The sequence below is a fragment of the Rhizobium sp. YS-1r genome, from assembly GCF_000757525.1.
GTDB classification, from domain to species: domain Bacteria; phylum Pseudomonadota; class Alphaproteobacteria; order Rhizobiales; family Rhizobiaceae; genus Neorhizobium; species Neorhizobium petrolearium.
Genome location: NZ_JPYQ01000024.1, coordinates 425,265 through 443,094, shown reverse-complemented (window position 1 = coordinate 443,094; position 17,830 = coordinate 425,265). Strand labels below are relative to the sequence as shown.

General features: G+C 59.3%; 15 protein-coding genes. 9 read left to right on the top strand and 6 right to left on the bottom strand.

All coding sequences use genetic code 11. The annotated features are described in order from the left end of the window. The 7 genes from JL39_RS18025 to JL39_RS17995 all read left to right on the top strand — a co-directional run bounded on the left by JL39_RS18025 (window position 1) and on the right by JL39_RS17995 (window position 7,551). Window positions 1-897: an ABC transporter permease gene (locus JL39_RS18025; protein WP_037153374.1), complete on the top strand. Its 897-nt coding sequence runs from the start codon at window positions 1-3 to the stop codon at window positions 895-897. A gap of 331 nt (window positions 898-1,228) precedes the next feature. Continuing rightward, window positions 1,229-2,233 (top strand): ABC transporter ATP-binding protein, encoded by a 1,005-nt coding sequence (locus tag JL39_RS18020; RefSeq protein ID WP_037153370.1) that lies wholly within the window; start codon window positions 1,229-1,231, stop codon window positions 2,231-2,233. Continuing rightward, window positions 2,230-3,279, top strand: a complete 1,050-nt coding sequence (locus JL39_RS18015) for an ABC transporter ATP-binding protein (RefSeq protein ID WP_052182952.1) — start codon at window positions 2,230-2,232, stop codon at window positions 3,277-3,279. Before JL39_RS18020 ends, JL39_RS18015 begins: the two co-directional genes overlap by 4 nt. A 1-nt stretch (window position 3,280) precedes the next feature. Continuing rightward, window positions 3,281-4,231 carry an ABC transporter permease gene (locus tag JL39_RS18010; protein ID WP_081952884.1) on the top strand — a complete coding sequence of 317 codons (951 nt, stop codon included), beginning with the start codon at window positions 3,281-3,283 and terminating at the stop codon, window positions 4,229-4,231. After that, a complete protein-coding gene (locus JL39_RS18005) occupies window positions 4,228-5,109 on the top strand; it encodes an ABC transporter permease (protein WP_037153367.1) in 882 nt (293 codons plus the stop codon). Before JL39_RS18010 ends, JL39_RS18005 begins: the two co-directional genes overlap by 4 nt. Before the next feature lie 9 nt (window positions 5,110-5,118). Next, entirely contained in the window at window positions 5,119-5,874 is a 756-nt protein-coding gene (locus tag JL39_RS30560) for a glycerophosphodiester phosphodiesterase (RefSeq protein ID WP_052182951.1), read from the top strand. Window positions 5,875-5,985: 111 nt separating this feature from the next. Continuing rightward, a complete protein-coding gene (locus JL39_RS17995; RefSeq protein ID WP_037153362.1) occupies window positions 5,986-7,551 on the top strand; it encodes an ABC transporter substrate-binding protein in 1,566 nt (521 codons plus the stop codon). Here the strand turns inward: JL39_RS17995 and JL39_RS17990 are convergent. The 5 genes from JL39_RS17990 to JL39_RS17970 are packed head-to-tail and all read right to left on the bottom strand — an operon-like array spanning window position 7,538 to window position 11,924. Continuing rightward, window positions 7,538-8,518, bottom strand: a complete 981-nt coding sequence (locus JL39_RS17990) for a nucleoside hydrolase (protein ID WP_037153359.1) — start codon at window positions 8,516-8,518, stop codon at window positions 7,538-7,540. The two genes, JL39_RS17995 and JL39_RS17990, sit on opposite strands and share 14 nt — an antisense overlap. A gap of 9 nt (window positions 8,519-8,527) precedes the next feature. Then, complete coding sequence (locus tag JL39_RS17985) at window positions 8,528-9,364, bottom strand: nucleoside phosphorylase (protein ID WP_052182950.1); 837 nt, start codon at window positions 9,362-9,364, stop codon at window positions 8,528-8,530. Window positions 9,365-9,387: 23 nt separating this feature from the next. Beyond that, window positions 9,388-10,365, bottom strand: a complete 978-nt coding sequence (locus JL39_RS17980) for an ABC transporter substrate-binding protein (protein WP_037153356.1) — start codon at window positions 10,363-10,365, stop codon at window positions 9,388-9,390. A gap of 25 nt (window positions 10,366-10,390) precedes the next feature. Next, the gene (locus JL39_RS17975) at window positions 10,391-11,200 is read right to left on the bottom strand and encodes an ABC transporter permease (RefSeq protein WP_052182949.1); all 810 of its coding nucleotides are present in this window, start codon (window positions 11,198-11,200) and stop codon (window positions 10,391-10,393) included. Continuing rightward, window positions 11,190-11,924 carry an ABC transporter ATP-binding protein gene (locus JL39_RS17970; protein WP_227704141.1) on the bottom strand — a complete coding sequence of 245 codons (735 nt, stop codon included), beginning with the start codon at window positions 11,922-11,924 and terminating at the stop codon, window positions 11,190-11,192. Before JL39_RS17970 ends, JL39_RS17975 begins: the two co-directional genes overlap by 11 nt. On the opposite strand from JL39_RS17970, the gene JL39_RS32175 reads away from it, so the two are divergent. Then, window positions 11,923-12,096: a hypothetical protein gene (locus JL39_RS32175; protein WP_200883979.1), complete on the top strand. Its 174-nt coding sequence runs from the start codon at window positions 11,923-11,925 to the stop codon at window positions 12,094-12,096. The genes JL39_RS17970 and JL39_RS32175 overlap by 2 nt on opposite strands. A 119-nt stretch (window positions 12,097-12,215) precedes the next feature. Beyond that, a complete protein-coding gene (locus tag JL39_RS17965) occupies window positions 12,216-13,166 on the top strand; it encodes a LysR substrate-binding domain-containing protein (protein ID WP_037153350.1) in 951 nt (316 codons plus the stop codon). Between the two features lie 39 nt (window positions 13,167-13,205). Here JL39_RS17965 and JL39_RS17960 read toward each other — a convergent pair whose 3' ends face one another. Next, window positions 13,206-17,732, bottom strand: coding sequence for a molybdopterin cofactor-binding domain-containing protein (locus tag JL39_RS17960; protein WP_037153348.1), 4,527 nt, complete (start codon window positions 17,730-17,732; stop codon window positions 13,206-13,208). Between the last annotated feature and the right edge of the window lie 98 nt (window positions 17,733-17,830).

The window sequence follows — 17,830 nt, the reverse complement described above, 5'->3', positions numbered from 1 at the left end:
ATGGCCATCGAACAGGACGGACTTTCGACCGATGGCAGTGTGTTCACCGAAAAAAGCGGATTGCAGGCCTTTCTGCAGGACTGGCCGCCCATGGTCATCCTGGCGATTGCCTGGCTGGCGCTGATGGTCTTCATCGCCATCTTCGCGCCGCTTCTGACGCCCTATGATTTCATGGCCGTGGACGTGCTGGCGCGGCTCAAACCTCCGGTCTTTTTTGGTGGCACCTTCAACCATGTTCTCGGCACCGATCAGCTCGGCCGCGATGTGTTGTCGAGGGCGATCGCCTCGATCCGTGTTTCGATCACGATCGCGCTGTGCGCCACGCTCATTTCAACAATCGTCGGCGTGACGCTCGGCTTCATCGCCGCCTATTTCCGCGGCTGGGTCGACCAGGTCATCCTGACGATCGTGGATGCACAGCTTGCCATGCCCTTCATGATCATCGCGATCGCCGTGCTCGCCTTCCTCGGCAATTCGCTGCCGATCTTTGTCATGCTGCTCGGTCTCTACGGCTGGGAACAGGTGACGCGCATCGCGCGCGGTCTCGCCATTTCCGCCAATACACAAGGCTATGCGGCGGCTGCGCGCGAGATTGGCGCATCACCCGGGCGCATCTATCTGCGCCATATCCTGCCCAACATTTCCGCGACGATCGTGATTGCCATGACGCTCAATGTTCCCGGCGTCATCCTCCTGGAATCGAGCCTGTCCTTCCTCGGCATCGGCCTGCAGCCCCCGCAGACCAGCCTTGGCAACATGGTGGGTTACGGCCGCGACTATGTCCAGTCGGCGCCGTGGATCATGCTGATGCCCTCAGCGGTGATCGTCGTCACAACGCTGTCAGTCTCGATCATGGGCGATTGGCTGCGCGACCGGATCGACCCGACTGTGAAATGAGGGAGGTCGGAAGGCATCCAAGTAGGATGAAAACGATATGGATACCCGTGGGCTATGGTCATACTCGAAAACGGCGAAGTGGACCCTCTTTTCCGTCAGACCGTCATGCAACGGTCATCTGCCTCCGCTAGTAGCTGCACACCAACGGGCACATGGCGCGCTTGCAGTAGAAGAGACCGCGGTGTCTTCCTGCGGTCGCCGATCGTCGAAAATTCCAAAACATGATCCGCGCGTGCCCGGGTATGCGCGGATGAGTCGATTTGTCTAGCTGACGAATGGTCTGTCTTTTTGCCGACGGACCCCTTCGCCGTCCCAAGCAGGAGCGACCAACATGCGCGGCAGCATCACGCTCGAAGAACTAACCGTTTCCTTCAACGGCGTCAGGGTTCTCCACGGAATCGATCTGGCGATTGGTCCGGGCGAGACCCTCGGCCTCGTGGGCGAATCCGGGTCGGGAAAATCGGTGACCTGGCTTGCAGCGCTAGGCCTCCTGCCTCCCAAGGCAAAAGTCTCCGGCCGGGTCATGCTGAATGACCGGAATCTTCTCGACATGCCCGACTCCAAGTTCACCGGTATCCGCGGTGGGCGCATCGCGATGATCTTCCAGGATCCCGTCAGCGCGCTCAATCCGATGCTGACGGTGAAACGCCAGATCGGCGAAACGCTCGCCTTGCATCGCGGCCTCTCCGGTGCCGCGATCAAGGCGGAAGCAAAGCGGCTGCTCGATCTCGTCGGCATCCCCGATGCCGAGCGGCGACTCAATGCCTATCCGCATGAATTTTCCGGCGGCCAGAACCAGAGGGTGATGATTGCCATGGCACTTGCCGGACAACCGGATCTGCTGGTCGCCGACGAGCCGACGACAGCGCTCGATGTGACTATCCAGGCGCAGATCCTCGATCTCCTGGCGCTGACCCAACGCGAAACCGGAATGGCGCTCGTCCTTATCAGCCACGATCTCGGAGTCGTATCGCAGGTATGTGATCGGGTGGCGGTGATGTATGCCGGCCGCATCGTCGAAGAGGCACCGGTGGAACGCCTTTTCGAGCACCCGGCGCATCCCTATAGCCAAGGCCTCATGGGATCCTTGCCCGCCATCGATGGGCCGCGACGACGGCTCACGGCGATCGGCGGAACCGTGCCGGACGCGAGCAGTCTGCCGGCCGGCTGTTCCTTTGCCCCGCGCTGTGCATTTGCAGAGACGCAATGCCATGAACAGATTCCGCTGCTTGCCGGCATCGGCCGTGACCATAGTGTCGCTTGCCTGGTAAGCGAGGCGCAACCGCCCGCAGCGATCCGTTATTCCAGGCAGAAAGAACAGCGGATCGAAGCATGAGTGCACCGCTTTTACACGCAAGGAATATCGCGCGCAGCTATGAGCTTAATCGGCATATCTGGGGCAACGCTTCCGTCGTCCATGCCGTTTCGGATGTGACGCTTTCGGTCGGCCGCAACGAGACGCTCGGCATCGTCGGGGAATCGGGCTCCGGCAAATCGACGACGGGACGGCTCCTCCTCGGGCTCGAGCCGCCGACGCGTGGCGCGATCTCTTTTGACGGCAGGCCGCTTCCCGTCATCGGCTCGCCCGAATGGCGGAAATCACGGATGCGCATGCAGATGATCTATCAGGATCCGCTGGCCGCGCTCGACCGTAGACTGCCGATTGCGAAGCAGATGCGGGAGCCGCTGGACATCCATCAAGCCGGCAGCCTGCGGGAGCGCGACGCCCGCGTCAGCGAACTGCTGCGCGCCGTCGGCCTGTCCGACGCGGTTGCCCGCCGCTATCCGCACGAACTCTCCGGCGGGCAGCGCCAACGCGTGGTACTGGCGCGGGCGCTGGTCACCCGTCCGGACCTGCTGGTCTGCGATGAACCGGTCTCCGCACTCGATGTCTCGATCCAGGCTCAGGTCGTCAATCTCTTGTCCGATCTGCAGGCCGAATTGGGACTGGCGATGATCTTCATCAGTCATGACCTTCGCGTTGTTCGTCAGGTCAGCCATCGGATAGCCGTCATGTATCTGGGACGCATTGTTGAGGAAGGAGAAGCGGACGATCTCTTCGCTCGCCCGGCTCATCCCTACACGCGTGCACTCGTTTCGGCGGCTCCGGTTCCCGGCACGAAGCTTGGCGGACGCATCATGCTGCGGGGGGAGCCACCCAATCCGGCAAACCAACCGAGTGGCTGTGCATTTCATCCGCGCTGCTCCGCCGCAGTCGCCCGATGCAAAAGCGAGATGCCGGCGCTTGCCGAGCTTGGCGGCGGTCGGAAGGTTTCCTGCCATCTGGCCGGTTCGCCCTCGGAAAACCAGGCGGACCCGTCGCCCGCCCGAACGCGCGCGCCTTTGAATCCTGTCAGAGCAGCCAGCGAGGACGTTGCGTAAGATGAAGATGTCGAGCCTGAAGGCGATAGGCTTTCGCGCCGTCCGCTCCCTGGTCACGCTGCTTTTCTGCGTCACTCTGGTCTTCGTGATCCTGCGCGCAGCCGGCGACCCCTCTGAAGAGCTGCTGCCCCCGGAAACACCGCCGGACATACGCCAGGATTACCGGGTGCAGTGGGGACTCGATCGGCCGATTGTCGTCCAGTATCTTAACTTCCTCGGCCGCGTTGCCCGCGGCGATCTCGGTGAATCTTTCGCCAGCGATCTACCGGCAACGGAATTGGTCATGCAAGCGATACCGAAGACCATTCTCCTCGGCGGCTCGGCCTTTTTGCTTGCTACACTGATCGGGATGTCGCTCGGCGTCACAGCCGCCCTTCGACACGGAACCGCCGTCGACCGATCGTTGATAGCGGCCGCCGTGCTCGGTTATTCCATGCCGGTCTTCTTCCTCGGCATCCTGCTGATCCTGGTATTCGCGTTGCAGCTTCGTGTCCTCCCATCCTCCGGTTCGTCGAGCCCAGTCCACCTGATCCTGCCTACCATCACTCTGGCGCTGCCGCTTGCCGGCCGGGTCGCCCGTTTTGCCAGAACCGCCACGCTGGAAGTGATGGGAAAACCGTTCATCCGCACGGCCCGCGCGAAAGGGCTGAGCCAGCTTGCGGTGATCCTCGGCCATGCATTGCCGAATGCCATGGTGCCGCTCCTGATGTTCTTCGGTATCGAGATCGGCCTTATTCTCTCGGGCGCGGTCGTCACCGAAACCATCTTTGCCTGGCCGGGGCTCGGGCGCCTGCTGGTCGATTCCGTCAACATGCGTGACCTACCCGTCGTCCAGGCAGTCATCCTGATGATCACGCTGATCATCGTCCTTTCCAATCTTTTCGTCGATATTCTGCATGCGCTTCTGGACCCGAAGGTCTCTCTCGCGCGGACATTGGGAGGTGCCGGATGAGCAGTGCATCGGAACAGGTCGACGTCCGCTCGACACTGCGGCTCTGGGGTGCGTCGCCCGTCATCGTGCTTTGCATCGGCTGGCTCCTGGCCATGATCCTCATCGCCATATTCGCGGATTTGCTGGCGCCAATCCATTATACGACGCAGGATCTGACCGCCCGCTTCCGGCCTCCGGCTTTCATGACCGGCGGCAGCGCGGATCACCTGCTCGGCACCGATCATCTCGGCCGCGACGTGCTGAGCCGGATGATCTATGCCCTGCGGACATCCATCCTGATCGCAACCCTCGGCACGCTGATCGGCGCAGTCATGGGAACGCTGATGGGACTTGCCGCAGCGCGATTCCGAGGGATCGTGGACATGGTCGCGATGATGCTCTGTGACGTGCAAACGGCGCTTCCCTCGCTTTTCATCGCCATCGCCTTTCTCGCCTTCTTCGGCAACAACATCGTGCTCTTCATCATCCTAGTGAGCTTCGAGGGATGGGAGCGCTATGCGCGCCTTGCGCGCGGGCTGGTGCTTTCGGAGCAAACTGCGGATTACATCCGTGCCGTGGAGGCATTCGGCGCCGGAACGGGGAGAGTCGTGTTCCAGCACCTACTGCCGAATATCGCCGCGTCGCTCGTCGTGCAGGCGACGCTCAACTTCCCGGGTACGATCCTGCTCGAAACCTCGCTGTCCTTCCTCGGTCTCGGCGTCCAGCCTCCCGATACGTCGCTCGGCCTCATGCTCGGCGAGGGCCGTCGCTATCTGCTCAACGCATGGTGGATCGCAGTTCTGCCCGGCATCATCATCTTCCTCACAACACTGGCCATGAGCCTATTCGGTGACTGGCTGCGGGATCGCCTCGATCCGACCATCGACAAAGAGGGCTAATTGAAAGGTATGGCGTTGCGCACGACAATCTGGAACGGATACCCCGCTCGTTCGCCTCTTGTTGGCGCCCATCGCGGGGCGAGCGCCGTCGCGCCGGAAAACACCCTCGAGGCTTTCGAGGCGGCGATTGCGGCAGGGGCGGATTTCATCGAAACCGATTTACGTCTCAGCCGGGATGGTATTCCGGTCGCTTTTCATGATGCGGACCTGAAACGTCTTTGCAGCGATCCGCGAAAGGTTGCCGAGCTCGACATGGACGAGCTGCGCAGCCTTCGTCCCGGCCTCGTCGCAATGACGGACGCTATCGATATGATCGGCGGACGCGCTTCCATCCTGCTGGATACGAAACTTCATGAACAGGCAGCGCTGGAACGATGCATCGCAGCTCTGGAATCGAGGACAGCTGACGGGCGGATTGCTTTCGGTGTGCGATCGCTCGACGCATTCGACGTCGTCCACAGCCATCTTCCACAATGTCCGACTCTCGGGCTTTTTTCCAACATCGGGGACTATCCGGCGCTCGCACTTCGTGGGGGGATCTGGGCCCGCCTCTGGGAGGCGGATGCTTCCGCAGACAATCTCGCGAACTTGCGGCGGCTCGGCTTGAAAACGGTGATCATGACCGGCGATCCGATGGATGGCACCGTCGGACTCATCAAGGCGGATGCCTTGGCGGAGCTCTGCTTCAACGGTCCTGACGCAGTGATGGTCAATGATCCTTCACTTGCGGTTGAGGTCATTGGACAGGCGACGCAACCTGTCTGAAAACGGTCATTTAAAGTTCATTTTGGGGTCACCGCCCTGTTATGAAGCCCGCCTAGCAGGGGGCCACCATCCGGATTTCGCCAATATATTCCAGGAACGTTGGAGCACTCCATGTATTCGATCAAGCGTCGTCATTTCATGCAAGGGGCGGTAGTCACCCCATTCATCCTCAATGCTCCACTTGCCTTTGCCGCGGACGGGGAGCGCCCCGACTTCACGGTGGCCGTTGCGGCTTTGCCCGCAACGCTGGAACCGGCGCGGGAACTCTCAAATGTCGGCACGCGTGTAACCTATTCGATCTTCGACACACTGATCCGCCGAGACTTCCTGGGTTCTCCAGATGGCGGCGGTTCCGAACTGAAGCCACATCTGGCCGCCTCATGGGAGCGCAAGAGCCCGTCCGAGCTCATCGTTACGCTGCGCCAGGGCGTAAAGTTCCATAATGGCGACGAGCTGACGGCCGATGACGTGGCCTATACATTCCGCGATGGTCGCCTGCGTGGCGAAAAGGCTCAGATTCCCGGCGGTAAAGCCTATTTCAGCATCCTTTCCGATGTGAAAGCTGTCGATAAATACACTGTTCGCTTCACGACGCGTGTCCCGGATGTCCTGCTTGAGCAGCGCCTCGCCTCCTGGTGTGCCTGGATCGTCAACAAGCGTGCCTATGAAGAAATGGGCTTCGAAGGCTATTCACGTGCGCCGGTTGCCACAGGTCCCTACAAGGTCGTCTCGCACAACCAGAGTGATGCCACGGTTCTCGAGGCTTTCGACGACTACTTCCTCGGCAAACCGACTGCGAAGCGGGTTACCTTCCGGGCGGTTCCGGAGCTTGCCGCCCGCGTCGCCGGCCTCGTCTCCGGTGAATTCGACCTCATCACCAACATTCCCCCGGATCAAGAAGCTGTCGTCGGCGCCTATCAAGATATTGACGTGCGTTCGGTCGTTCTGGCCAATTCGCATGTCCTGGTCTTCGATACCCGCGATCCCGTTCTCGCCGACAAGCGTGTGCGCCAGGCGCTAGCCAGCGCCATCGATCGCCAGAAGCTGGTCGACACGCTCTGGCTCGGCAATGCGAAGGTTCCAGCCAGCCACAACTATCCGGAATATGGCCAGATGTATGTCGAAGGCCGCAAGCTGCCTTACGATCCGGAGAGGTCGAAGGCCCTTCTCAAGGAAGCCGGTTATAACGGCCAGAAGATCACCTACCGCACCCAGGCCGGCTACTATACCAACGCTTTGGAGGCGGCCCAGATTCTCATCGAGATGTGGAAGGCCGTAGGCATCAACGCAGAGCTTCAGGTGGTCGAGGGTGCGGCGCTGCGCGGCCCGGGATCGCAGGTTTTCAACTGGTCGAATTCCACCCGTCTGCCCGATCCGCTTGGTGCTCTCTGGGTAGCCTGGGGGCCGGCAGGCGAGATCCAGACCGCTGGCAACTGGGAGGCGGCGTCGGCCAAGGCATTTGATGATGCCGGCCGCGCGCTGGAGGCCGAGACCGATCCGGCCAAGCGCAAGGAACTCTTCGTGAAGATGCTCGATCAGTGGGAAGAGGAAACTCCGGGCACCATCCTCTATCAACCTTCCGAAGCTTACGCCATCAAGCGCTCGATCAGCTGGCGCCCGACCACGTTCTATTTCATGGACCTGCGGCCGGACAATCTCCGGTTTACGCAGTCCTGAGGTGAGCGGCATCTGACGTCAGATAGGCTTCCATGAGCAAACGCCGCACACCATCGCAGTCAACGGAGGTGGCGATCGACTGATCAGGTGCATCGTCCCAATTGCCCGGCGGATGGAAAGTCGATCGGTCCTTCATAATGGTCTGGCCGATTGCTATCCCGTCGGTAGCGACCCTGATCGGTCCCTTTCGAGTCTCGAATAGCGAGCGATCAAGGACAAAGGCCACCGCCGTTGAATCGTGGACGTAGAAGCCGTCGAGCCCGAATCGCCGATGATAGGTCATATAGTGTCGCGATATCTCGGCGATGAACCGGCCGGCATCGCCGCCGTCGCGGGCCAATATCTCGATATCTGCAGGTAGCATGATCACCTGCCGGGTCACATCAAGTCCGACGGCCGTCACCGGCCAGGACGCAGCGAACACCAAGTCGGCGGCATGCGGATCGCCTATGATGTTGGCCTCCGCCACAGGGGTGACGTTGCCGTTGGGACCGGCAAGGCCGAACGCCCCTCCCATGATCACCACTTCCTTCACTCGCTTCGCAATCGTCGGGTCTTCCGAAAGTGCCAAGGCGAGGTTGGTCAGTCGACCCACGGCGAGCAACGTGACCTCATGCGGAAAGGCATGCACCTGGTCGATGATGAAGCGATGGGCCGGACGCGGATCAAGCGGGGGAAGGTCGTTTTCGTCGATCGGCACATCGCCCAGACCGTTGATCCCATGCACATGGATCGGCGGCGGAGAGGCGCTGAGTCCCAGGGCACGATCCGCTCCACGGGCAATTGGTACGGCAATGGAAAAACGACGCTTCAGGTAGCGCGCATTGCGGGTGACCGTATCGATGTTGCCATTGCCGAACACTGTGGTGATGCCGAGCAGCTCAATGTTACGGCACGCGTTCAGAAACAGCAGTGCCGTCGCGTCATCGATGCCGGGGTCAGTGTCAAAGATGATCTTGGGCGACATGTCGTCGTCCTAAGCCAGATCGGCAATCAACGATGGAAAGAAATGAGGCTTGCCGGCCGCTTGTTTCCTCGCATCCCAGCCAGCCAGGATCACGACAGCGCGGCTCGCGACGGCGCAACAGCGCTTGATAGAGTCCGCCGAATCCGCGCGCTTGCGCGTGATGCGGTTTGCTCCCACTGAGCAGATCATCCCTCCCCGGAAGCCGAAGAGCTGAGCCAGCGTAAAGATCGTTGCTGCTTCCATCTCGAAATTGGCAACCTTGGACCGCTGCAGGTCCTCCAGAACGTGGTCCATCTTCGACTGCCAGAAACCTCCGGGCATCGGATTGACTTCGCCGGCGTAGAAACTGTCCACGCTGGCTGCCAGACCCAGATGGTATTTTTCGCCCATCTCTTCCGCTGCCTGGATCAGCGCCATAAGGACTTCGTGATTGGCGACAGCCGGGTAGGACCTGTCGACATAGGCATCCACCGTGCCCGTCAGACGCAATGCGCCGGTCGAGATTACGAGGTCGCCGGGCTCGATTTCCGGCTGCAAAGCCGCGCAGGAGCCGACGCGAATGAAGGTGTCGGCGCCGCAGTTCGACAGTTCCACGACCGCAATGTCCGTCGAAGGGCCGCCAACGCCGTGGGAACATGCGGTGATATCCACGCCGTCGAGCGTGCCGCGAGCGGTCCGATACTCGCGAAAATGCGCAACCTCCTCATAGGTATCCCAACTGCTTCCCACGACAGGGACTCGTCCCGGATCTCCCGGTGTCAGCACGTAACGCGAGACGTCGCCCGGTTTGATCTTTAGGTGCATCTGAACCCCGTCCGGATGGATGGGCGTGTGCTGGACGTTCATGGCCGTGTTTCCTCTTGAAACGCTTATTTGTGGGGAACGAAGTCGGTGGAATAGAGCGTCTCCACATCGACATCTGTCGTGAGGCCGCCGAACTCCATGAGTGTTGCCTTCGTCTCGCGAATGACATCACCATCGAAGGCGCACGCGCCGGTGGTTTTGGTAAAGTCCGTGTAGACGTAGTCCTGCTGAAGTTTGAGCTGCTCGGCCTGCTGTTTTGGATCGAGCTGATTGTTGAGCTCCAGGACGGCTGTCACCGTCTCCTCCTTATGGGCGAAGGCGTAGTCGTATCCCTTCTGCGTCGCCGCCACGAACCGCTTCACGAGATCGGGATTTTCATCGACGATCTTTCGGGTCGTGAAGATGACTTCGGCATAGGTCTGCACGCCGTAGTCGGAGGGCAAGAGCACTGAGGTTTTCTGACCCTGTAGATCGAGTGCGACGGCCTCGTTGATGGCAAAGCCGGTTTTTGCATCCACTGAACCGTTGAGCAGCAGTTCGGTGCTGGGCGAGACCACAAGCTGAACCTGGTCGAGGGCAACACCTGCCTTTGCCAGCATTGCCCGTGTGAGGACCCATGGCCCTCCCTCGTTATACGCGAGCTTTTTGCCGACGAGATCCTTCGGCTTCTCGATGGTTTCCGATGCCAGCGAGATCACGCCGCCCGGATGACGTTGGAAACAGGCGCCCACCATGACAAGGTCCATGCCGTTCGCTGCGCCCAGGATGATCTGGCTGACGTCGTTGGTCCCGAAGGTATTGGCACCAGAGGCCACCAGTGCCGTCGAATTGAGATTCGGCCCCCCAGCCATGATCTCGACGTTTAGTCCTGCCTGTTCATAAAAGCCCTGCTTCTTTGCCATCACGTAGCCTGCCGACTGGACGTTGAGGAGCCACGGAAGGCGCAGCGAGATCTCATCGGCGGAAGAGGCAGGTACTGCCGTCGACAGGCAGGCCGCCGATAGGAATACGAGGGCAAGCAGGGTCTTGAAGCCAGCTGTCATGACGGGTTTCTCCGGAAAGGGTTGATCAAACATCGGCGGTGGCCTCCGGCCAGAAGAGGCAGAGTTTTTCGACGGCGACGACGAGATAGAACATGAGGATGGTGGCAACCGAAGAGACGACGATTGCGGAAAAGAGCATCGCGGAATCCTGCTGATAGCCGGCGGTGACGATAACCGTGCCGATCCCGAGATTGGCTCCCGTGAATTCGGCGACGATCGCTCCAATGACAGCCATGCTGGAGCTGATCTTGGCGGCTGCGAAGATGTAGGGCAGGGCGGCGTAAAGCCTGGCGTGACGGAACGTCTGGCTGCGCGAGGCCCCGATGATCGTCATGAATTCGAGCGACTGGCGATCGATGGTGCGAAAACCCTTCGTGGCATTCACGAGTGTCGGAAAGAAGCAGACGATCGCAGCGATGGCGACCTTCGGCGCCAGGCCGAAACCCAGCCAGATGGTGAGCAGCGGCGCAATCGCAAGGATGGGGATTGTCTTGAGCGTGATTGCCCAAGGGAAAAGCGCGCGTTCTGCAATACGCGAGTAGAGGAAAAGAACAGCCAGAAGAACGGCAAAGGCCGTGCCGATCGCAAAGCCGAGAAAGGCGGCCGTCATTGTCGATATCAGATTATCGAGCAGCATTCCGTGCACGGCGTACATCTTGCCGACAATCGCGCTCGGTGCGGGCAAAAGGTATCCGGGAATCTGGAACAGGCGCACTGCTGCTTCCCAGAGGCAGGCAACGGCCAGAAACAATGCAAGAGAGGGGCCGAGTTCCGCAGCACGCCGAAACGCGCCGGAACGGCTGCGAGAGCCGGGTGTCGTCTTGTCATTGCTCATGAAGCAGCGTCTCCAGTTGCTGGATCTGGCGAGCATAATTGGCGCTCGCCCGGATCGCGGGATCGGCTACACGCGGTTCGATCACGGGCACGACCGCCCTTATGCGGCCCGGACGTGGTGCCATCACGACGATCTGGTCGGAGAGGTACAGCGCTTCGGAAAGGGAATGCGTGACGAACAGCACCGTCAGGCTGCGCGATTTCCAGATGTTGATGAGCTCGTCATGCATCTCGCGACGTGTGAAATCGTCGAGCGCACCGAAGGGCTCGTCCATAAGCAGGAACTCCGGCTCGTAGGATAGAGCTCGGGCGATCGCGACCCTCTGGCGCATTCCACCGGAAAGCTGGGCCGGATAGTGATCCTCAAATCCATCGAGACGGACCAGACCGAGAAGCTCGCGGGCTCTTTCGCGCCGCTTGGACGTCGACTTCATCCCCATGATCTCAAGCGGCAATTCCACGTTCTGGAGCGCGGTTTTCCAGGGGAAGAGACACGCCTCCTGGAACACGAAGCCAAATTTGCGCCGACGCTGGTAATCTTCGCTGCTCATCCCGTTGATGCGGACGTTACCCCTCGATGGCGCGATGAGATTGCTGATGATGCGCAGGAGCGTGGATTTTCCGCATCCGCTACGGCCAACGACCGAAACGAACTGGTCGCGGGGGATGGTCAGGCTGATATCTTCCAGCACATCAACCTGGCGGCCATTGCCGGGAAAGGACATGGATACGTTGCTGATTTCTATGGCCGCGGGCATCGTTTTCGCAACCTCAGCGGCGCTTGGCGATAAAGCGAAGTCGCCGCCTCCTACTGCCAAAGGTGATGCTATCATCCTGTTCCCCATGTGGAAGCCGGCAAGGATAAGAACGGCAAGGCGGCATTCCGGCATCGCCTGACGGTGCTCTAGCGGCACTTTCGTTCAAGCATCGGAATAGAAGCATCATCAAAAGCGTTGCACCAGCAGTAAATTTCGCGCTTACTGCACGAATTATTGGATCGCTTCGGGGTGTAAGCGATGGCCCTTTTACGCACGGCATTACTTCATTTCGACACTGCCATTCGGCATGGCTCAATCAGAAAGGCTGCCGAAAGCCTGCATGTGGCGTCCTCGGCGATCAATCGCCAACTCCTCCTGCTCGAGGAAGAACTCGGTATCGAATTGTTCGAGCGGTTGCCGCGTGGCATACGACCGACGGCGGCGGGAGAAGTGCTGCTCGGACATATCAGACGCTGGAACCGCGAAAGTGCACTGCTGAAGCAGGAGATCGGCAGCCTGCGCGGCGGGGTTCGAGGTACGATCAGAATTGCGGCCGCGGAGACTTTCACCGAACATGTGCTTCCAGGCGCAATGACGAAACTGCATCAGCGCTTTCCGCACGTCGACTACACGATCATCTCCGGTGACAATCAGCGCATCACCAATGAGCTGTTGGCGAAGGATGCCGATGTGGTGCTGGCCTACGACGTCAGCGACAATGTCAGGGCCGAGACTGTTTACACGGTGAGCGAGCCGATCGGTGTCATCATGACGCAAGACCATCCGCTCGCACGGCGATCGGTCGTCTCCTTATCCGATTGCGCCGATTATCCGCTGATCGCTCCGGGGCGGGATTGGCTTTCCCACAGCGGGCTCAACGTCCTGTTCCAGGGCAATTATCCCCTTGGCCAAGTGATCGCTCACGCCGAGCGTCCCGGCATATTGAAGGCGCTCGTGCGCGCTGGCCTCGGCATTGCATTTCTTACCTCGCTTGGCGTCGAGAAGGAAGTCAGCGAAGGGGCGTTGGCCTGGGTTCCGCTTTTCGAGGGAACGATCGAGCCTGCCCGGATCTCCATGCTCATACCGGGGGGACGCGTCCATCCCAGCTATCTGGCGGCATTTATCGAAGTCCTTAAGAACGAGTTCATGGATTATGTAGCCGTCAACAGGCGCTCGGCCGCGCCGACCGTCGCGTCCGATACACGCTGATTGAAGTCTCCGAAGCCGGCCGTCCCTGGAAGGTCTGCCCTAACTAGGCAGGTCGACGGCACATGCGCAACGCACCTCCTGAACCGTGGCAGGTGCTCTCAAGTTGAATAGGCCGGAGAGCCCGCGTTCTACTCTCGACGCCCGGATTGCATCCTTGATGGCAAAGAAAACCGAATTCGCAAGCACCAGGGGCGGCTCGCCGACTTCCTTGGCGGAGAAGATCCCCTGATCGTCCGGTGGGATGTTGACGACCGATGGATCGTTTCGCGGAAACAGCGACACATTGAATTCGAGCGGAATCGTGACCTGAGCAGGGATCTTATATCGCCATGTGTTGGTCGTATTGAGTTGCCCCTTCTCGTTTCCTGCATTGGTTTCAGGCTGATAGACGAGATCTTCGGTCATGAGGAAGCCTATGCCCTGGACAAAGGCGCCCTCGACTTGCCCGACATCGAGCGCAGGATTCAGGCTCCAGCCAACATCGTAAACGACATCGGAACTCAATATCTTGGTCTCACCGGTGAGGATGTCGACCTCGACAACCGAACAGGCTGCCGAGTAGGTGAACCCCACGAACTGGTTCTGCACATCTGTGACCGTTGGGACGTTCGCCCGGGTGATGCCTGGGATATTCGGCTGATCTCCGGCCTGCTTGAAGGTCAGGACCGGCATATCGAAGTCGCCGTGCTCGATATTGGCGTTGAACGTCGCGGTCAGCGGCAGTCGCTGTACATAGGCGTAATTAACCAGGTTTTGCCAGATCAAGGCTGTGTTGTTGTTGATGGTGACTTCCGTGTTCCAGCCGGCCTCGCCATAGTTCCAGAAGTCAAACCCGTGCGCTTGACACCAGTCATTTCCATTGTCTTTGAGCAGCCTATAGCCGAATTCGGTCAGCTCTTGCCGAAGCTGCTCGCAGGTGCGTTTGACCGCCTCCGCACTATAGGGCGTTCCCGTCGAGGCGCCGGTGCTGCTGGTGTTGGGAGTCGTATCCGTTTGCGGACTTTCCACATGGATGAGCGACTGTGGAATATTGAGCACATACGCAGCCACCTGCCTGGCCTGGGTCAACAAGCCCTGGCCCATGTCGACGCCGCCCTGATGAATGACCAGCGAGCCGTCCGACTGGTTGACGACGACGATCGCGGAGGATTGCTTCAATTGCTCGAAATTGTATCCCGACCCGTATTTGACGGGAATGAGCGCAATGCCTCGCTTCCTCCATTTGTTCTGCGCATTGTAGGCTTGGACGTCCATAAGCTTATATTCGAACTGACATTTTGCCTTCAGGTAGTTCCAGACCTCCAGCATGTAACAGGCAGTCAGGGTTTGGCCGTAAGGAGTGACTTCACCCCGCTGGTAAAAATTCTTCTCCCGTAAATCCTCTGGGCGAAGGCCAAGCGCGGTCGCGGCATCGTCTATCAGGTTCTCAAGGATATTGGTCGCCTGAACGTCCCCGAATGCTCTCATCGCCGTATTTGGCGGCGTATTGGTCCTGCAAGCATCGATCTGGCTCTCGAAGTTGTCGATCATATAAGCGTTATCGATGCGGGTCTGGATGCAGTTCGTGACCACGAAGGAACAGTCATAATATGCGCCACCGTCTGCCCAGAGAGTCAGATGCGTGCCCTTAATCCTCCCCCTGTCTTCCGGACGCGCCGAGCCGTCATCGACGGCTATCTGTCCCACTCCATAAAGGGCGTGCCGTTTGCCGATCATCGTCATATCGCTGTCGCGAGCCATCGCCAGCCGAACGGGCGCATCCATCACTGCCGCGGCCACGGCCGTCGGCCCCGTCGTGAAACGCGCCTGCTCGGTTTTTCCGCCAAAGGCGCCACCCAGCAATCGCGTCTGGATCTTGACCTTGTTGTATTGTCGTCCCAGTGCCGAGGCGACTGTCTGATGCATCTCCATCGGACTCTGGGTCGATGAGTTGACGATGATCCTTCCGTCGTCCGCCGGAATTGCCAGGCAGGCTTGCGTTTCCATGTAGAAGTGCGCTTGACCGCCGGTTTTCTGGTTATTCACCACCCGAATGCAATTCGCTCCGTCGACAGGCACGTTGTCTGTCGTCACTGGTTCTGCGTCGAAGTCGCTCGGGATGGCTGGCTGGGAGGCCATCCAATCAAATCGGCTGCGCAGGCGGGTCACCTTCCAAATGTGGCAGAGATACGCTGCTGTGGATGGAGTGTCCGGGAAGATACTCTCCTTTGTGATGGCGTCCTCAATCGTCAAGATCGGTTCTTGCCAGTTCGCATCCCAATTGATCGGCTGATAGCCGAGGCAATGTTCGGAAACATAGTCGGCAATCAGGTTGGCATCCTCCTCGGTATCGGCAAGCACCATTGCGATCGCCTGCCCGAAATAAAGAACGGAGCCTTCGGCAAACATGGGTTGATCGCCGCCCATGCCTTGGAAATTGGCAGGCCGGACCGGTACGTCCTCGCATGTCAGCAGTCGGCGGAAGTGCGGGAACATGTCCGCCAGCTTGTCGTTGAGATCACCGGGTTGAATCCCGTAGCCTTCCCACTGGAATGAAAACCGGGCCAGGGCATTGCGGCTCTGCACAAAAGCGGCATGCAAGGTTCCTTGGGGATAGGCGAGTTCGTGGGTATAGTTTGTGCGGCCCGAGCACTGCTCCAGAGCCGTCGTTTTGACATATGGCTGACCGACTGGCGCCTTGAAATTCTGCGCCGTGTAATCCTGGCGGCCATCGCTGACCGGCCAGGTTCCCCAGGTCATTTCTCCGGCGGAATTGGCGTTGACCGGCATGGCGAAGCCCAGTTTTACAAAGACCGCAACTCCCGCCTTGTAAAGCATCGCGACGGCAAGGTTCGCCTTGTACTCGTCGGTGAAACCTTCCCATGGAGCCTCGCTCCTTCGAGCTGCGGAATCCGCCAGAGCTTGCGTTACGTCTGCCTTGAGTTGCGCGCAGGCGGACAGCAGGTTTTCATACGAGAAGATACTGCCAGTCGAAAACGAGTTCTCAATGGCCGATGCCCTCCAATACGAGGCATTGATCCCTCCGAATATAATCTTGGAAGGGCTATCCAAAGTCCCCGATTGGGTATCGACATCGAATGAAATGAACGAATTCACGATCGAATGCGAATTCACCTCCCGCAGCGCCGCCTTCTGGGCAAAGGAGTGATAGCGCTCATAAAGATCCGTGATGGAAGTACGGGCGGGAGTGATCTGAAAGCTGACGACTACAATTCTGCTCGGGAACGTGGGATCAGTCTGGATCTTGGCAAGCAGCGTATCGACCTGCTCGGTCGACTGCTGTCCAGGTACTCTATTGACGAGATCCAGTTCGTAATAGGTGATCGTCATGTTTGTGCCGATCAGGGCAAGCGTCAGGTCAGACGGGAACGGTTCGCCGCTGCCGTTCGCGATGTGGTGGAGCCAAAGCATGAAGTTTCCGCCGATCGAAGCGGCATTCCGCACGATCCGTCCAGCCGTTCGTTTCGCCATGTACAGGATGGCGGCAAAATCGGGAGAGTCATCGTCGAGGTTGGTGATAAATTCGATGAGCTCACTGTAGGTGGTGGCGGCGGGAAGCGTGTAATCAAGCTGGTCGTGAAATGCCGGGCTGGGTTTGCCTTGCAGTTCCTGCACGTATCGCAGGTCGATAAAGGCATCGACGGTTTCGAATTCGGTCTTGTAGACCCCGTAGGACGTTCCGCCGTGAATGAAACGGAATGTCTTGCCGCTATTCGTAAGGTCGGCCGCGTCCGCTGCCAGTTCATCCATGTTCGATGGTGTAAACCATTGCACCGACCCCGGGACATCTAGAGGTTCCACCGGAAATGGCGAGGCCGGTGCGTCGATTTTGACCGGTGTACCTTTCGGAATATCGATTTCCGGGTCCTCCAGGCACTTCATCCGACTGTCCTCATCTTCCGAGTTCCAGTCGCTGGCCATCGTTTTCATGCCGGTGAGGATTGGGCGATATCCCGTGCAACGGCAGAGATTGCCGTCGAAAATGTCCTCGATATCTTGCTTGGTGGCCTGGGGGTTGTTCGTGATGAACTCCGACATGTTCATCACGAATCCAGCACTGCAATAGCCGCATTGGCTGCCATTATTGCTTGAGAGTGCATGGGCAACGGGATTGATTTGAGAGATATCGGGCCCGGCGGCAAGTGCGAGATCACCCTTGTTGCTTGCTTTCACCTGCCTGACCGCTTCGATCAGGCTGGAGGGTAAGGAATCGTGGAAATCCGGGCCACCGCGTGAGGCCGTCGGATGATGGGCGGGATAAGCGGCCAACGAGGCGGCCAGGCTGCCTGTCCCCTCGATCGTTGTAATCGCCATTCCATTCAGCGAGCAGAGCCGGCGCAGGCAGGAATTGATGGCGCGGTGCCTGATGAGACCCCCATCCGGCCAATCAGAAAGAATGACGGTGCAGCCACCACACCCGCCTTGCCCGCACGGCTTTTTTGTACCCGTTAGCCGCACCTCGGGTGATCGCAGATAGTCAACGAGCAACATCGAGGGGGAGGGACTTTCGATAGTCACCGATTTCCCATTGAGATAGAACTGCAAGGTGGATGTGGTGGCTGTCATTTACCGCTCCTGGCTGGCTACGATGAAAATTCGCCTTCACAATGGAGGGATTGCTCCGCTGGTTGTGAATCGGTGCGCCTATCTAAGGTTGCCTAATC

Coding starts and splice junctions, on each gene's coding strand:
- JL39_RS17975 (WP_052182949.1), bottom strand. CDS start 11,200: ATGAGCAATGACAAGACGACACCCGGCTCTCGCAGCCGTTCCGGCGCG.
- JL39_RS17985 (WP_052182950.1), bottom strand. CDS start 9,364: ATGAACGTCCAGCACACGCCCATCCATCCGGACGGGGTTCAGATGCAC.
- JL39_RS17960 (WP_037153348.1), bottom strand. CDS start 17,732: ATGACAGCCACCACATCCACCTTGCAGTTCTATCTCAATGGGAAATCG.
- JL39_RS17990 (WP_037153359.1), bottom strand. CDS start 8,518: ATGTCGCCCAAGATCATCTTTGACACTGACCCCGGCATCGATGACGCG.
- JL39_RS18005 (WP_037153367.1), top strand. CDS start 4,228: ATGAGCAGTGCATCGGAACAGGTCGACGTCCGCTCGACACTGCGGCTC.
- JL39_RS30560 (WP_052182951.1), top strand. CDS start 5,119: ATGGCGTTGCGCACGACAATCTGGAACGGATACCCCGCTCGTTCGCCT.
- JL39_RS18020 (WP_037153370.1), top strand. CDS start 1,229: ATGCGCGGCAGCATCACGCTCGAAGAACTAACCGTTTCCTTCAACGGC.
- JL39_RS17970 (WP_227704141.1), bottom strand. CDS start 11,924: ATGTCCTTTCCCGGCAATGGCCGCCAGGTTGATGTGCTGGAAGATATC.
- JL39_RS17980 (WP_037153356.1), bottom strand. CDS start 10,365: ATGACAGCTGGCTTCAAGACCCTGCTTGCCCTCGTATTCCTATCGGCG.
- JL39_RS18010 (WP_081952884.1), top strand. CDS start 3,281: ATGAAGATGTCGAGCCTGAAGGCGATAGGCTTTCGCGCCGTCCGCTCC.
- JL39_RS18025 (WP_037153374.1), top strand. CDS start 1: ATGGCCATCGAACAGGACGGACTTTCGACCGATGGCAGTGTGTTCACC.
- JL39_RS32175 (WP_200883979.1), top strand. CDS start 11,923: ATGGATACGTTGCTGATTTCTATGGCCGCGGGCATCGTTTTCGCAACC.
- JL39_RS18015 (WP_052182952.1), top strand. CDS start 2,230: ATGAGTGCACCGCTTTTACACGCAAGGAATATCGCGCGCAGCTATGAG.
- JL39_RS17995 (WP_037153362.1), top strand. CDS start 5,986: ATGTATTCGATCAAGCGTCGTCATTTCATGCAAGGGGCGGTAGTCACC.
- JL39_RS17965 (WP_037153350.1), top strand. CDS start 12,216: ATGGCCCTTTTACGCACGGCATTACTTCATTTCGACACTGCCATTCGG.